Annotated in this window: 14 protein-coding genes and 4 tRNA genes; 7 read left to right on the top strand and 11 right to left on the bottom strand. The window is 64.9% G+C overall.

Annotated features, from left to right (window positions below):
* On the top strand, window positions 1-345 hold a 345-nt coding region (locus RI841_RS08235), incomplete at its 5' end, for an exonuclease domain-containing protein (protein ID WP_405000926.1).
* Window positions 346-441: 96 nt separating this feature from the next.
* On the top strand, window positions 442-1,347 hold the full coding sequence (gene ttcA / locus RI841_RS08230; protein WP_310705109.1) for a tRNA 2-thiocytidine(32) synthetase TtcA: 906 nt from the start codon (window positions 442-444) through the stop codon (window positions 1,345-1,347).
* A gap of 135 nt (window positions 1,348-1,482) precedes the next feature.
* Here ttcA and fnr read toward each other — a convergent pair whose 3' ends face one another.
* From fnr to ccoN, 11 genes are all read right to left on the bottom strand, one after another.
* Entirely contained in the window at window positions 1,483-2,226 is a 744-nt protein-coding gene (fnr, locus tag RI841_RS08225) for a fumarate/nitrate reduction transcriptional regulator Fnr (RefSeq protein ID WP_310705108.1), read from the bottom strand.
* Between the two features lie 117 nt (window positions 2,227-2,343).
* Window positions 2,344-3,723: an oxygen-independent coproporphyrinogen III oxidase gene (gene hemN / locus RI841_RS08220; RefSeq protein ID WP_310705107.1), complete on the bottom strand. Its 1,380-nt coding sequence runs from the start codon at window positions 3,721-3,723 to the stop codon at window positions 2,344-2,346.
* A 160-nt stretch (window positions 3,724-3,883) separates the two neighbouring features.
* Window positions 3,884-4,582 carry a sulfite exporter TauE/SafE family protein gene (locus RI841_RS08215; RefSeq protein ID WP_310705106.1) on the bottom strand — a complete coding sequence of 233 codons (699 nt, stop codon included), beginning with the start codon at window positions 4,580-4,582 and terminating at the stop codon, window positions 3,884-3,886.
* Window positions 4,582-4,797, bottom strand: a complete 216-nt coding sequence (gene ccoS, locus RI841_RS08210) for a cbb3-type cytochrome oxidase assembly protein CcoS (protein WP_310705105.1) — start codon at window positions 4,795-4,797, stop codon at window positions 4,582-4,584. The genes RI841_RS08215 and ccoS overlap by 1 nt, the downstream gene beginning before the upstream one ends.
* Window positions 4,794-7,277: a heavy metal translocating P-type ATPase gene (locus tag RI841_RS08205; protein ID WP_310705104.1), complete on the bottom strand. Its 2,484-nt coding sequence runs from the start codon at window positions 7,275-7,277 to the stop codon at window positions 4,794-4,796. Before RI841_RS08205 ends, ccoS begins: the two co-directional genes overlap by 4 nt.
* A gap of 18 nt (window positions 7,278-7,295) precedes the next feature.
* Window positions 7,296-7,808 (bottom strand): FixH family protein, encoded by a 513-nt coding sequence (locus RI841_RS08200; protein ID WP_310705103.1) that lies wholly within the window; start codon window positions 7,806-7,808, stop codon window positions 7,296-7,298.
* Entirely contained in the window at window positions 7,809-9,242 is a 1,434-nt protein-coding gene (gene ccoG / locus RI841_RS08195; RefSeq protein WP_310705102.1) for a cytochrome c oxidase accessory protein CcoG, read from the bottom strand.
* A 131-nt stretch (window positions 9,243-9,373) separates the two neighbouring features.
* On the bottom strand, window positions 9,374-10,303 hold the full coding sequence (gene ccoP, locus RI841_RS08190) for a cytochrome-c oxidase, cbb3-type subunit III (protein WP_310705101.1): 930 nt from the start codon (window positions 10,301-10,303) through the stop codon (window positions 9,374-9,376).
* Complete coding sequence (locus tag RI841_RS08185) at window positions 10,300-10,515, bottom strand: cbb3-type cytochrome c oxidase subunit 3 (protein ID WP_310705100.1); 216 nt, start codon at window positions 10,513-10,515, stop codon at window positions 10,300-10,302. The genes ccoP and RI841_RS08185 overlap by 4 nt, the downstream gene beginning before the upstream one ends.
* A gap of 2 nt (window positions 10,516-10,517) precedes the next feature.
* A complete protein-coding gene (gene ccoO / locus RI841_RS08180) occupies window positions 10,518-11,126 on the bottom strand; it encodes a cytochrome-c oxidase, cbb3-type subunit II (RefSeq protein ID WP_310705099.1) in 609 nt (202 codons plus the stop codon).
* Window positions 11,127-11,148: 22 nt separating this feature from the next.
* On the bottom strand, window positions 11,149-12,573 hold the full coding sequence (ccoN, locus tag RI841_RS08175) for a cytochrome-c oxidase, cbb3-type subunit I (protein ID WP_310705098.1): 1,425 nt from the start codon (window positions 12,571-12,573) through the stop codon (window positions 11,149-11,151).
* 163 nt (window positions 12,574-12,736) lie between these two features.
* On the opposite strand from ccoN, the gene RI841_RS08170 reads away from it, so the two are divergent.
* The 5 genes from RI841_RS08170 (at window position 12,737) to RI841_RS08150 (ending at window position 14,020) form a co-directional block, all read left to right on the top strand.
* Window positions 12,737-13,459, top strand: a complete 723-nt coding sequence (locus tag RI841_RS08170) for an alpha/beta family hydrolase (RefSeq protein WP_310705097.1) — start codon at window positions 12,737-12,739, stop codon at window positions 13,457-13,459.
* 136 nt (window positions 13,460-13,595) lie between these two features.
* A tRNA-Val gene (locus tag RI841_RS08165) sits at window positions 13,596-13,671 on the top strand.
* A 42-nt stretch (window positions 13,672-13,713) separates the two neighbouring features.
* Window positions 13,714-13,790: transfer RNA gene (locus RI841_RS08160), tRNA-Asp, on the top strand.
* A 37-nt stretch (window positions 13,791-13,827) separates the two neighbouring features.
* Window positions 13,828-13,904, top strand: a tRNA-Asp gene (locus tag RI841_RS08155).
* A 39-nt stretch (window positions 13,905-13,943) separates the two neighbouring features.
* Window positions 13,944-14,020, top strand: a tRNA-Val gene (locus RI841_RS08150).
* Window positions 14,021-14,094: the final 74 nt, after the last annotated feature.

Below are 14,094 nucleotides of genomic sequence, written 5' to 3'. Positions count from 1 at the left end.
GGGGCGGGCATCGAGGAGGCCCTAACTCGGTTCCTGGACTTCGTCGGCAATCGACCGCTGGTCGGCTGGTACCTGGACTTCGACTTGGCGATGCTCAACCGCTATTTGCGCCCCCTCTTCGGCTTCAACTTGCCCAATGCCGGCATTGACGTGGCGCAGACCTACCAGCGCCAGCTGCGCCGTAGCCATCCCGAGCTGGATATCCGGCCGCGCTTCGAGCAGGTGGCCGAACGCCTGGGGGTGCCGGTCATGGGCCGCCATACCGCCCTGGGCGACGCCGTCACCACGGCCTTGATTCACCTTCGCCTGGCGCGTGGTCCCATGCTGGCGGCGCGGTTCTGCTGATCGGGTGCGCTTCGCCTGGCCATGGCGAGGGTGGTAAGATGGCGCCCGTCATTTCCAGCCGCCCAGGCAGTGCCCGAGACCATGCAAGACGCCCTGATGTTCACCCCCCGTGACGCCGCCATACACGCTGGCCCCCCTTCCAGTAAGTCCGCGTCGACCCTCGAGGAGCTCGATGCGCGAGGCAGGCGCGAGTTCAACAAGCTCCAGAAGCGCCTGCGCCGCCAGGTGGGCAATGCGATCATCGATTACGGGATGATCCATGAGGGTGACCGGGTAATGGTCTGCCTGTCCGGGGGCAAGGACAGCTACACGCTGCTGGAGATCCTGCGCAACCTGCAGCGCAACGCCCCGGTGGCTTTCTCGCTGGTGGCGGTGAACCTCGATCAGAAGCAGCCCGGTTTTCCGGAGCATGTGCTGCCCGAATACTTGGAGGGCATCGGCGTCGAGTACCATATCCTCGAGCGTGACACCTACTCGGTAGTCAAGGAGAAGACGCCCGAGGGCAAGACCACCTGTGCCCTCTGCTCACGACTGCGGCGGGGCTCGCTCTACGGCTTCGCGGAAGAGATCGGTGCCACCAAGGTGGCGCTGGGGCACCACCGCGAGGACATCCTCGAGACGCTGTTCCTCAACATGTTTTTCGGCGGCAGCCTCAAGGCGATGCCACCCAAGCTGCTCTCCGACGATGGCCGGAATATGGTCATTCGCCCGCTGGCCTACTGCCGGGAAGCGGATATCGCCGAGTTTGCCCAGCTGATGGACTTCCCGATCATTCCCTGCAACCTCTGCGGCTCCCAGCCCAACCTGCAGCGCCAGGTGGTCAAGGAGATGTTGGCCGAATGGGAGAAGACCCATCCCGGCCGTCTCGAGAGCATGTTCAAGGCGGTCACTAATGTGGCGCCCTCGCAGCTGGCCGACCGTGCGCTCTTCGACTTCGCCGGCCTCGAGGAGAAGCAGGCGCAGAGACAGGCCGACCGGATCGATATCCATCAGGAGCTGTAAGCGTTACGCCGTAAGCGGCAAGACAATCGCCCCCGTGACCTTGTCACGGGGGCGATTCGATTCAGGCTGGCTTCGAGCTTCGAGCTTCGAGCTTCGAGCTTCGAGCTTCGAGCTTCGAGCTTCGAGCTTCGAGCTTTAGTGCACGCCCTCCTCCTCGGCCACTTCGATCAGCGCTTCCAGGTCGAGGATATTGACCTCGCGGCCTGAGACGGCCACCAGTCCCTGTGATTGGAAGCGGCCCAGGATGCGGCTAACGGTCTCCACGGCCAGCCCCAGGTAGTTGCCGATGTCCGCCCGGGACATGGAGAGCCGGAAGCTGTAGGGGGAGTAGCCGCGACGGCGGAAGCGGTCGGAAAGGCCGGTGAAGAAGGAGGCCAGACGCTGATCGGCGGTCTTGCGCGAGAGCAGGCGCATCATGCGGCGGTCGTCTCGCATCTCTTTGCTCATGCTGCGGTAAAGCTGGCCACGGAGTTCGGGCAGCGACTCAGAGAGGGCGTCGAGCCGGTCGAAGGGAATTTCGCACACCGTGGTGGTCTCCAGAGCAACGACCGTGCCGGGATAGCGCTCCTCGTCGATGCCGTCCAGTCCCACCAGTTCGCTGGGCAAGTAGAAGTTGGTCAGCTGGTCCTCACCACTGCCTTCGGTGGTCACCTGCTTGAGGCTGCCGGAGCGCACCGCGAAGACACTGGTGAAGGGGCTGCCTTGGCGGAACAGCGACTCGCCTTTCTTCAGCGGCGCCCGGCGCCGGATGATGGCGTCGAACTGGTCCATGTCCTTGACCTCGAGCGCCAGGGGCAGGCAGAGCGAACTCAAGCTGCATGTCTGGCAGCGGGCCTCGTTCAGCAGTGAACGGCGCCTGCCAGTCGCGGTGTCGGGCATGCTTTCCTCCATGAATGATGACTCTGGTCACAGTATGGAGGATTGTCGTCCACCGGCAAAGCACCCCTTGGGAGGTACTTCCCCCGCGCAAACGGGCGATACCCTGCATCGTACCGGTCAGGGGGCACGCGCGTCGAAGGTCGCGGCCAGGCGGTGGACGAGCAGCCTCCCCCCCGGTGTGACCTCGAGACGCTGGCCGTGCCGCTTCACCAGACCGTCCCGCTCGGCCGGCGCCAGCCGGGCGAGGGCATCGGCAAGGTGCATGCCGGCATCCAGGTCGAAGGCCTGCCCCAGGTCGTCCAGGTCCAGGCGCATGTCGCACATCAGGTGCTCGATGGCGTGGGCCCGCAGGCGGTCGTCATCGGTCAGTCGCAGGCCGCGTTCTACCGGCAGCTGGCTGGCATCGAGTCGCGTTTCGTAGTCGCTCAGGGTCATGGGGTTGCGGGCGGCGATGCCGCCTAGCCGGCTGAGGGCGCCCACGCCAAGACCCAGGTGGTCACAGGGGGCAAGCGCGCTGTAGCCGTTCAGGCTGCGCGACAGCCGACCCCGGGCTTGAGCCTTGGCGAGCGGGTCGTCCGGACGGGCGAAGACCTCCATACCGATGTGCACGTAGCCGGCATCGGCCAGCATCGAGAGGGCGGTGTCGAGGATGGCCAGCTGCTCTGTCGTCGGCGGCAGTTCCTCGGCCCGGATTCGGCGCTGGGCCGTGAAGCGCTCGGGCCGGTGGGCATAGTGGAACAGCGAGAGGCGGGCCGGAGCCATGGCGATAACCTGCTCGAGGGTCTCGGCAAAACTCTCTCGCGTCTGGCCGGGCAGGCCATGCATCAGTTCCAGTCCCAGGGAGCGAAAGCCTAACCGGTGGGCCTCGTCGATCAGCTGTTCGGTGAGCACCCGGGGTTGGTAGCGGTTGATGGCGCGCTGGACCCGCGGGTCCAGGTCCAGAACCGACAGGCTCAGGCGGTTGAAGCCCAGGGCCTGGAGATGACGCAGAGTGAAGACATCGGCGTCCCGGGGGTCGACCTTGATGCTGTAGTCGCGGTGGCGCGAGCCTGACAGCCCGAAGCGCGCATCGAGCCGGTCAATCAGGTCGCTCATCTGGTTCAGGGTCAGGAAGGTCGGGGTACCGCCGCCCCAGTGCAGCTGCGTGATCTCCCGTGAGCCCTCCAGGTGCTGCGAGGTCAGTACCATCTCTCGGTCGAGCCGCGACAGGTAGGACTCGGCGCGCCGGGGGCTCTCCGCGGTGACCCGAGTGCAGGCACAGTGGTGGCAGCTATGGCGGCAGAAAGGCACGTGCACATAGAGCGACAGGCCCTGTCCGCTGGCGTTGCTGCGCGCCAGCGCAGCCGTGAAGTCCTCTTCCGAGAACGCCGTGGTGAAGCTATCGGCACGGGGATAGCTGGCGTAGCGCGGCCCGCCAGCACCATGACGGCGAAGCACGCCCGCGTCGCGCAGGGCAGTACCGCGGGGGCGGGCGTCGACGGCGGCTCGAGCGGACATGGGCGGCACTCCGGGGGTTGAACGTGACTTCATACTAGCGCCGGGCGCCGGGGGTCGCGTTGAGCTGTGTCAAGCGAAGCGGAATTCTTGCAGGAGCTATCGCCGGATCAGCCTCGAGCGACAGATAGATCTGTAATAGTTTTGGGATTCACGCAGGCGGTTAGTGGCCCGCCGAGACGGGCAGCAGCGTCCACAGCTGCCAGAGGGCAAAGGCGATGATCGACAGTGCCGCGACGCTGCGCGTGGCGCGGTGGCGGATCAGAGCGCCGAGCTGACGGGCGGCCAGCCCGGTAGCCAGCAGGGCCGGCAGGGTGCCGAGACCGAAGGCGCCCATCAGGGCGGCGCCGTACCAGGGGTCGGCGATCGCCAGGCTCCAGGCGAGCATGGAGTAGACCAGTCCGCAGGGAAGCCACCCCCAGACCGCCCCGAGGGCCACGGCCTGAGGCACCTTGACCACGGGCATCAGTCGGCGGCCGAGCGGCTCGAGGTGCTTCCAGAGTCGTCGTCCCACGGCCTCGACGCGGAGGAGTCCTTTCCACCAGTCGGCGATGTAGAGCGCCATCAGGATCAGCATCACCGCTGCCAGGACCTGCAGGGCCAGACGTGCCTCGGGGGTGAGAGCAACCAGCGTGCCGAGTCCTGCCACCAGCGCGCCGGCCACCATGTAGCTGATGATCCGGCCCAGGTTGTAGCCGAGCAGCAGTCCTGTCAGGCGTGCCGGGCTTCGCATGCTGGGCGGAACGGCGAAGGTGAGGGCGCTCATGATGCCGCCACACATGCCGATGCAGTGGGCACCACCGAGCAGGCCGAAGACGAAGGCGGCGGCAAGCGGCGGCAGGTCGAGGCCGGTGGGATCCATCAGGTTCGGCGTGTCTCGTCGTCGCCTGCAGCGTCCCGTCCGGGGTTCTGCCGGTCGTCCTTCGGGCGGTCGTTTTCATCCTCGTCGAAGAGAATGCGGTAGGCGGGGCCCTCCAGGTCCTCGAACTGGTCGTGCTTGACGGCCCAGAAGAAGGCCCAGACGGCCAGTCCCAACAGGATCAGCGAGAGGGGGATCAGCAGGTAGAGGATGCTCATGCGTTCACCAGTCTCGGGGCGTCGTTGTCGACCAGTCGCGAGGGGGTGTCTCGGTTGAGGCGGAGGGCATTGCCGACGACGACCAGTGAACTTGCCGACATGCCGATGGCCGCCAGCCAGGGCGGCACGAACCCCATTGCCGCCAGGGGCAGCGCCGAGACGTTGTAGACCAGCGACCAGGCCAAGTTCTGGCGGATGATTCGTCGAGTGGCGCGGCTTGTCTCGATGGCCTCGACGATACGCCCCAGGCGCGGGCCGAGCAAGACGGCATCGGCGCGGGTGCGTGCCAGGTCGGTGGCGCTGTTCATGGCGATCGCCACGTCGGCGCCGGCCAGTACCGGCACATCGTTGATGCCATCACCGACCATCGCGACCCGCTCGCCGCTGGCCTGCAAGGCCTGGAGACGGGCGAGCTTGTCCTCTGGGGTGGCAGCCGCCTTCCAGGTGTCGATGCCCAGGCGTCGGGCCATGTCCGCGACGGCCGAGGAGGTGTCCCCGGAGAGCAACTCCACCGCCAGGCCACGCGCCTGCAGGGTCTTGACCGTTTCCCGAGCATCCTCCCGTATGCGGTCGTTGAGGGCGAACCAGGCCCGTGGTTGACCCTCTTCGGCCAACAGGAGCCACTGCCCGTCGCCGGGCAGGGAAGGGGGATCCTCGGGGATGGCGAACTCGGGCTTGCCGAGCCGCCAGCGGCCATGGTCGATCCTGCCCTCCAGGCCTTGTCCAGGGCGGCTTAGGACGTCGACGGCCGTGACGCTGACGTCACGGAAGGGACGGAAGGCCCGCGCGATGGGGTGTTCCGACTGCGCCTCCAGGGCGGCGGCCACGCTGCGTACTCGGTCCTCGTCGAGCGCGTCGTCCGGTTCACCGATCAGGCGGGTCTCGACCAGACTCATTTCGCCGCTGGTCAGGGTCCCGGTCTTGTCGAAGACCACCCGGTCGAGCTGCGACAGTGTCTCCAGGGCGTCGGCACGGGTGATCAGCACGCCGCGGCGATGCAGGCGGCCATGACCGGCGGTCAAGGCCGTGGGGGTGGCCAGGGCCAGGGCGCAGGGACAGGTGACTACCAGCACCGACAACGTGACCCAGAGCACCCGGTCGGGGTCGATAAACCACCAGGCAACGGCCACCCCGAAGGAGATCAGCAATACCTGGAGCACGAAGTGGTGCGCCATGCGTGCCGCCAGTTGGGCGATTCGTGGCCGGCTGGCGAAGGCGCGGTCGGTAAGGTCGATGATGCTGGCAACTCGGGCATCGGCGCCGGCGTGGGTGACGCATACCGTCAAGGGACTCTCGATGTTCTGGCTGCCGCCGGTCACGCGCTCGCCGACCCCGCGAGTCACCGGCAGGTACTCCCCAGTGAGCATGGATTCGTCGAGGCTCGACTCGCCTGACTCGATCACCCCGTCGGCCGGCACGCCATGGCCGGGCTTGACCAGCACCCGGTCGCCCGTGGTGAGCTCGGTGGCGGGCAGGATGCGCTCCTCGCCCTCATCGGTGAGGCGAATCGCCGAGAGGGGCAGGGCGCCGGAAAGGGCATTGCCGCTGTGCCCGCTGCGGCGTCGGGCCCGGCCCTCCACATAGCGGCCGAAGAGCAGGAAGAAGGTGAACATGGCCGCCGAGTCGAAATAGACGTCGCCGTGGCCGGCGATCACCGCATAGCCGCTGGCCAGGTAGGCACCGCCGATGGCCAGCGACACCGTCACGTCCATACCCAGTACCCGCGTCCGGAGGTCGCGCAGGGCGTTGCGGAAGAAGGGCTGGGCCGAGAACAGCACCACCGGCGTTGCTAGCGCAAAGGAGAGCCAGTGAAAGAGAGCGAGGAAGTCGGCACTGATTTCGTCGGGACCGGACACGTAGATGGGGATCGAAAACATCATTACCTGCATCATCCCCACGGCGGCGACGATCAGACGGCGCACGTTCATACGCTCCTCATGCTGCAGGCGTTGCTGCGCCGCATCGGGTTCCCAGGGCTGGGCCGGATAGCCAATGCCGGCCATTTCGGCCAGGATCCGCGATAGGGCAACTCGCTGGGGATCCCAGCTGACTCGCAGGCGATGGTGGGAAAGGTTGACGGCGCTGGCGGTGATGCCGTCCAGCGCGTTGAGGCGGTGCTCGATCAACCAGGCACAGGCAGCGCAGGTGATGCCGTCCACGGCGAGCGTGGCATGCACCGACCCGTCGTCCTTGTCGGAGTGCACGAAGCGTGCCTGCAGCCCTGGATCGTCGAAGACCGCCCAGGTCTCGGCCTTGGCCGCCTGGCGGTCGTCAGGTCGTTCGGGCAGCTCGGTGCGGAAGCGGTAGTAGCTCGCCAGGCCGCCGTCGACGATGGCATGGGCCACGGCCTCGCAGCCGGGGCAGCAGAGCGGATGGCGCACCTCGTCCAGTGTGATCGACCAGGGGGCATCTGTCGGCACCGGGTTGCCACAGTGGTAGCACGCGTTGACTGCGTCTGGCGTCTCGAGGAGTTGGGGCATGATGTCTCGTCGGAGGCGCTAGAGGCCCGGCGTCAGGGTGACCTCGTCGTCGCTGGGGAATCGGGCCTCGCCGGTCAGGCGCCATTCGGCGTCCTGCCCCTCGGAGGGCTGCAGCTGCAGGTACCAGCGATAGTGCAGCGGCTCGTCGATCATGCCTACATAACGCCCGTTGCGGACATGCTCGAGGCTGAGCGAGCGGTCACGGTCACTGTCGGTGGGAAAGATCAGCGCAAGATGCAGACGCTCCGGACGTCGCTCTCCCTGCAGGTCGACGACGATGTCGCCGGTGCGATCATCGGCGCGCATCATTGCCTCGAGGCCCAGCGTCTTCGCAAGCTCCTGCTTGGCCAGCTGCTCATTGATGGCCAGGCCCTCCTTGTAGTAATCATCGCCCACCGACCCGTCATAGTAGCGGATCGACAGCGTCAGGTAGATCAAGCTGAAGGTGATCGAGGAGGCCAGCAGGCCGATCAGGAACCAGGGCCAGAACTGCTTGTACCACGGTGGGATGTTCTCGTGTTCCGCGCTCATTCAGCGGGTCTCTCCTACGAAACGGATGTCGCGTTCAACGGCAATGTCGGCATTCAGGGCCTCCAGCCGTAGCATGATTTCGGCGCTGGGCCGGTCGATGGCCTCGGGAGGCACGCTGGCCTGGATCACCAGTTGGCGCGAATCGCTGGCGGGCACGCTGACCTCATGGGTATCGAGCGTCAGGCCGGGAAGGCCTGATGCCTCCAAGCGGTAGTCATGCGCCTGATTGTCGAGATTGCGCACCGTCAGGGTATACACGTTGCTGATGCGTCCGTCTCGGGTGATCTGGAACAGCTGATTGCGATCACGTTCCACGTCGAGTCCCAGCGGCGTGCGGTCCGCGACCGCCCAGGCGAAGACGCTGATCATCACCAGCAGAGCGGCCAGGTAGCCCATCAGACGTGGCCGCAGGATGTGCGTCGGCTTGCCTTCCAGGGCGTTTTCGGTGGTGTAGCGGACCAGTCCGCGGGGGTAGCCCATCTTGTCCATCACGCTGTCACAGGCATCGATGCAGGCCGCGCAGGTGATGCATTCGTACTGCAGACCATCGCGGATATCGATGCCGGTGGGGCAGACCTGCACGCAGAGATCGCAGTCGATGCAGTCGCCGTGGCCGGCGGCATGAGCCTCCTCGTGGCTGAGGCTCTTCTTGCGCGGGCCGCGAGGCTCACCGCGGGCCGCGTCGTAGGAGACGATCAGGGTATTACGGTCGAACATCACCGACTGGAAGCGCGCATAGGGGCACATGTAGATGCACACCTGTTCACGCAGCCAGCCGGCATTGAGGTAGGTGAAGACCGTAAAGAAGCCGACCCAGAAGTAGGACCAGCCGTGGGCCTCGAGGGTGGGTAGCTCCACCACCAGGTCGCGGATGGGCGTGAAGTAGCCGACGAAGGTGACGCCGGTGGCCAGCGCAATCAGCAGCCAGATGGCGTGCTTGGCCGACTTGCGCCACAGTTTGTCGCGGTCCATCGGCTGCTTGTCGAGCTTGATTCGGCGGTTGCGCGACCCCTCCAGGCGATGTTCGACCCAGATGAACAGGAAGGTCCAGACGCTCTGCGGGCAGGTATAGCCGCACCAGACGCGACCGGCGAACACCGTGATGAAGAACAGGCCGAAGGCGCAGATGATCAGCAGCCAGGAGAGCAGCATGAACTCCTGGGGGTAGAAGGTGGCCGAAAAGATGTGGAACTCGCGGCCGGGAAGATCGAACCAGATCGCCGGCCTGTCCCCCCAGGGTACCCAGGGCAACAGGAAGAAGGCCAGCATCAGGGCCCAGTTGGATGCGCGGCGCAGGCGCTGAAAGAAGCCCTTGATCTCGCGCACGTAGATGTGGCGTCGGCTGGCGTACATCTGCTGGGTAACCGCTTGCTGCGGTGTGTGATGCTCCACAGGATCCGGGGTGACATCGCGGGTCGGGATCTTCTCGCTCATGGCAGGCTCACGGCTGGCAAGGAGGGCAGGGCCGAAGGGCCGCTGGTATGGGCCATATTGTATCGGGGTGGGCTCACAACGAGAAAGGGTGCGACCGGAGGCCGCACCCTTTCAAGTCTGTGGTGCTCGTCTCAGTCCTTGAAGCGTAGGCTATAGACATAGGCAGCGACGAGGTGGACCTTGTCCTCGCCGATGTAGGCGGCCTGGGCCGGCATATGGCCGTTGCGGCCGTTGCGCAGTGTCTGGCGCACCGAGTCGGCCAGTGACTGGCCGGGTGCCCGATAGAGCCATGCATCATCGGTCAGGTTGGGCGCGCCCAGGGCCTGGTTACCGGTGCCGTCGGGCATATGGCAGGCCGCACACACCGAGGCAAAGGTCGCCGCACCCTGCTTGGCGCGTTCCTGGTCCTCGGTATTGCCGGAGAGCGACAGCACGTGCTGGGTGACATTCTCGATGTTCTCGCTGCCCAACTGCTGCCAGGACGGCATCAGGCCGTTACGCCCGTTGGTGAGGGTCTGGACGATATTCTCCGGCGCACCGCCATACAGCCAGGCATCGTCGGTCAGGTTGGGGAAGCCGTAGCCGCCCTGGGCGCCCGAGCCATGGCAGACCGCGCAGTTGTTGAGGTAGATGCGCTCGGCGACCTGCATGGCCTCGCCGTCCTTTGCCAGTTCCGGGATCGGGATCTCCTGATACTGGGCGAAGATCGGTGCGAAGCGCTCCTCGGCGCGTGCCACTTCCTCCTCCCACTGGTTCTCCTGGGTCCAGCCCAGAACGCCGGCGAAGTTGCCGAGGCCCGGATAGAGCACCAGATAGCCGAGAGAAAAGACGATGGTGCCGATATAGAGCTGCAACCACCAGCGCGGCAGCGGATTGTCATACTCCTCGATGCCATCGGCGGCATGGCCGGTGGTCTCGACGTTGCCTTCGGCATCGGGGGTCTTGTCGGTCTTGCGGTTGGCATAGAGCAGCCAGAAGGCAATCCCGATGGAGCCCAGCGTGATGACAATGATCCAGGCGCTCCAGAAGCCGGAAAGGGAGTCACCCCATAAATAGTTCATGTGTTCTTGTCTCCCCTGTCATGACGGGAATCGGCCTCGCGCGAGGCGCTCGTGTCACGGTTCGCTGGTGCATCATCCTCGTCGGCGAAGGGCAGGTTCTTCGCCTCGTTGAAGTCCTTGGTGCGCCGCTTCGAATAGGCCCACAGGGTGAGCCCGATGAAGGCGATGATCAGGATGCCCGTGATGATGCCACGGAAGGTTCCAGTATCCATAGTCAGCGTGTGCCCTCGAGCACGGTGCCAAGCTGTTGCAGATAGGCGATCAGTGCGGTGATCTCCTGCACACCGCGCACCTCGCTACCGGCGTTCTCGATCTGCTCGTCGGTATAGGGCACACCGAGGGCCCGTAGGGCGCGCATCTTCTTCGGCGTGTCCTCGCCATCGAGGGTGTTCTCGAACAGCCACGGATAAGCGGGCATGACCGACTCCGGGACCACGTCGCGCGGATTGTAAAGGTGGGCGCGGTGCCAGTCGTCGCTGTAGCGCCCACCGACCCGGGCCAGATCCGGCCCGGTGCGCTTGGACCCCCACAGGAAGTTGTGGTCGTAGACCGACTCGCCGGCCACGCTGTAGTGGCCATAGCGTTCGGTTTCGGCGCGGAAGGGGCGAACCATCTGTGAGTGACAGCCGACGCAGCCCTCGCGGCGATAGATGCCGCGGCCTTCCAGCTCCAGCGCGGAGAGCGGCTCGAGCCCCTCGACGGGTTCGGTCGTCTGTTTCTGGAAGAACAGTGGCACGACCTCGGCCATGCCGCCGAAGCTGATCACCACCAGGATCAGTACGGCAAGCAGGCCGACGTTCTTTTCGACGATCTCGTGTCTCATTGGTGTCGGTTTCCCCGTTGGCTCAGGCAGTCTGCGGAATCGGTTGACGGGCGCCTTCGCCGCGCCGGACAGTCATGAAGACGTTGAAGGCCATGATCAGCATGCCTGTCACCCAGCACAGGCCGCCGATCAGGCGCACGATATAGCCCGGGCCACTGGCCTCCACGGATTCGACGAAGGTGTACATCAGAGTGCCGTCGGGATTGATGGCGCGCCACATCAGGCCCTGCAGGATACCGTTGACCCACATGGCCGCGATATAGAGCACGGTACCGATCGTGGCCAGCCAGAAGTGCACGGCGATCAGGTTCACCGAGTGCATCTCGGTGCGTCCGAAGAGGCGCGGGATCAGGTGGTACATGGAGCCGATGGTGATCATTGCCACCCAGCCCAGAGCGCCGGCATGCACGTGCCCGATGGTCCAGTCGGTGTAGTGGGACAGCGCATTGACGGTCTTCACCGCCATCATTGGCCCCTCGAAGGTGGACATGCCGTAAAAGGAGAGGGCCACTACCAAAAAGCGCAGGGTCGGGTCGGTCCGCAGCTTATGCCAGGCACCCGAGAGGGTCATCATGCCGTTGATCATGCCGCCCCAGGAGGGGGCCAGCAGGATGATGGACATGATCATGCCCAGCGACTGGGCCCAGTTGGGCAGGGCGGTGTAGTGCAGGTGGTGCGGGCCGGCCCACATGTAGACCATGATCAGCGCCCAGAAGTGGACGATGGACAGGCGATAGGAGTAGACGGGGCGTTCGGCCTGCTTGGGCACGAAGTAGTACATCATCCCCAGAAAGCCGGCAGTCAGGAAGAAGCCCACTGCATTATGGCCATACCACCACTGCACCATGGCGTCGATGGTGCCGGCGTAGATGGAGGTGGAGTACATGGGGGTGACCGGAATGGCCGCGTTGTTGACGATATGCAGCACCGCCACAGTCAGGATGAAGGCGGCGAAGAACCAGTTGGCCACGTAGATGTGGGAGGTCTTGCGCAGCTTGATGGTGCCCAGAAAGACAATGGCATAGCTGATCCAGACGACGGCGATCAGGATATTGATCGGCCATTCCAGTTCGGCGTACTCCTTGGTGGTCGTCATGCCCAGCGGCAGCGTGATCACCGCCGAGAGGATCACCGCCTGCCAGCCCCAGAAGGTGAAAGCGGCCAGCTTGTCGCTGAACAGTCGGGTCTGGCATGTCCGCTGCACCACGTAGTAGGAGGTGGCGAACAGTGCCGAGCCGCCGAAGGCGAAGATCACGGCGTTGGTATGCAGGGGGCGCAGGCGGCCGAAGCTCGTCCAAGGCAGTCCCAGGTTCAGTTCCGGCCATACGAGCTGTGCAGCGAGGATGACACCGAGGGTCATGCCCACGATGCCCCACACCACCGTCATGATCGCGAACTGCCGAACTACCTTGTAGTTGTAGGTCGGGTGTTCAAGTGCTGTGCTCATGTCAGATTCCCATCGAACGCGGTTTGGGGGTAGCCCGCGACATTCTGCCTCGGGGCGACCTCCGCAGGATGATGCAGGTCTATAACCAATGCTGATTCTAGCGCAGGCGTGCGACAAGCTGAACACGCCAATGTGTTGATTCATGAACGCGAAGAGGTTGACATTGTCAGACCGTTTTTGTCGGGATTTGCTTCCCATCGACCGCGGGACCCTGCAGCGATTGCTGCGGGATGGTGAGTCCGGTGGCTGGACTATCGAGGGACTCGGCCCTCTGGAAGTGCGTGGAGAGTGCCGTGTGGGCCGGCTGCTGATGGCCCACGGTGCTGGTGTGGGCCAGGATTCAACCTTTCTGCAACGGTTGCGTGATGCGCTGGCCAGGGTGGGGGTTCAGACACTGGCCATCGAGTTCGCTTACTTGCAGCAGATGCGTCGCGAAGGTAAACGGCGACCGCCGCCGAGAGTCGACCGCCTGGTCGAAGAGCTGGCTCGCTGGTGCGACAGCGTGTCGCACCCGGATCTTCCTGCCCCCTGGCTGGGGGGCAAGTCGATGGGCGGGCGTGTCGCCAGTCAGCTGGCGGCTCGGGACGGTGCCCCCGGTCTGGTGCTGTGCGGCTACCCCTTCCATCCGCCCGGCAAGCCCGAGCGCCTTCGGCTCGCTCACTGGCCGATGCTGGCGTGTCCGACCCTGGTGGTGCAGGGCAGTCGAGATCCCTTCGGGACTCGCGACCAGGTGGCGGGCTATGAGCTTCCCCGCATTGCTCGGCTGCACTGGCTCGAGGACGGTGACCATGACTGGAAACCGCGTCGTGTTTCGGGCAGGACCCAAGCGGAGTTGATCGACGAAGGGGCAGAAATGATTGTCGCCTTCATGACGGCTCATGCCTGAAACTCCTGCGTGGCCTGCGCTGCAGGCAAGTCGATGAATGGGCGGGGGTTCTTTGCTCGCGGGTGTTCTCTGGGGGCGATGCGAAAAGCGTTGACATTGGCCGGGCCCCCTGTAGAATGCAGCGCCACGTGACCGGGGGTGGTTAGCTCAGCTGGGAGAGCACCAGCCTTACAAGCTGGGGGTCACAGGTTCGAACCCTGTACCACCCACCATCGCCTTGGCGATGCCCGATCATGTCGCAGGAAGAGTACAGCGGACCGGTAGTTCAGTTGGTTAGAATGCCGGCCTGTCACGCCGGAGGTCGCGGGTTCGAGTCCCGTCCGGTCCGCCATTTTCAGTAATAACCCCCAGATACAGAAGTATGTTGCGGACCGGTAGTTCAGTTGGTTAGAATGCCGGCCTGTCACGCCGGAGGTCGCGGGTTCGAGTCCCGTCCGGTCCGCCATTATGGTATGACGACAGCAGCAGCTTTGCAGTAACGCGTGGGTGATTAGCTCAGTTGGTTAGAGCACCAGCCTCACATGCTGGGGGTCACTGGTTCGAGTCCGGTATCACCCACCACGCGGACCGGTAGTTCAGTTGGTTAGAATGCCGGCCTGTCACGCCGGAGGTCGCGAGTTCGAGTCTCGTCCGGT

It is taken from the genome of Halomonas sp. (genome assembly GCF_031581305.1).
GTDB lineage: Bacteria > Pseudomonadota > Gammaproteobacteria > Pseudomonadales > Halomonadaceae > Halomonas.
Note: the sequence above shows the minus strand (reverse complement) of the source record. Positions and strands in the feature narration are given on the sequence as shown.

Excerpts from the sequence above, each read along its gene's own strand:
- ccoS (WP_310705105.1), bottom strand. The coding sequence starts at position 4,797 with ATGAGCATCCTCTACCTGCTGATCCCCCTCTCGCTGATCCTGTTGGGA.
- ttcA (WP_310705109.1), top strand. The coding sequence starts at position 442 with ATGTTCACCCCCCGTGACGCCGCCATACACGCTGGCCCCCCTTCCAGT.
- ccoP (WP_310705101.1), bottom strand. The coding sequence starts at position 10,303 with ATGAACTATTTATGGGGTGACTCCCTTTCCGGCTTCTGGAGCGCCTGG.
- ccoO (WP_310705099.1), bottom strand. The coding sequence starts at position 11,126 with ATGAGACACGAGATCGTCGAAAAGAACGTCGGCCTGCTTGCCGTACTG.
- fnr (WP_310705108.1), bottom strand. The coding sequence starts at position 2,226 with ATGCCCGACACCGCGACTGGCAGGCGCCGTTCACTGCTGAACGAGGCC.
- hemN (WP_310705107.1), bottom strand. The coding sequence starts at position 3,723 with ATGTCCGCTCGAGCCGCCGTCGACGCCCGCCCCCGCGGTACTGCCCTG.
- RI841_RS08215 (WP_310705106.1), bottom strand. The coding sequence starts at position 4,582 with ATGGATCCCACCGGCCTCGACCTGCCGCCGCTTGCCGCCGCCTTCGTC.
- RI841_RS08205 (WP_310705104.1), bottom strand. The coding sequence starts at position 7,277 with ATGCCCCAACTCCTCGAGACGCCAGACGCAGTCAACGCGTGCTACCAC.
- RI841_RS08185 (WP_310705100.1), bottom strand. The coding sequence starts at position 10,515 with ATGGATACTGGAACCTTCCGTGGCATCATCACGGGCATCCTGATCATC.
- ccoN (WP_310705098.1), bottom strand. The coding sequence starts at position 12,573 with ATGAGCACAGCACTTGAACACCCGACCTACAACTACAAGGTAGTTCGG.
- RI841_RS08200 (WP_310705103.1), bottom strand. The coding sequence starts at position 7,808 with ATGAGCGCGGAACACGAGAACATCCCACCGTGGTACAAGCAGTTCTGG.
- ccoG (WP_310705102.1), bottom strand. The coding sequence starts at position 9,242 with ATGAGCGAGAAGATCCCGACCCGCGATGTCACCCCGGATCCTGTGGAG.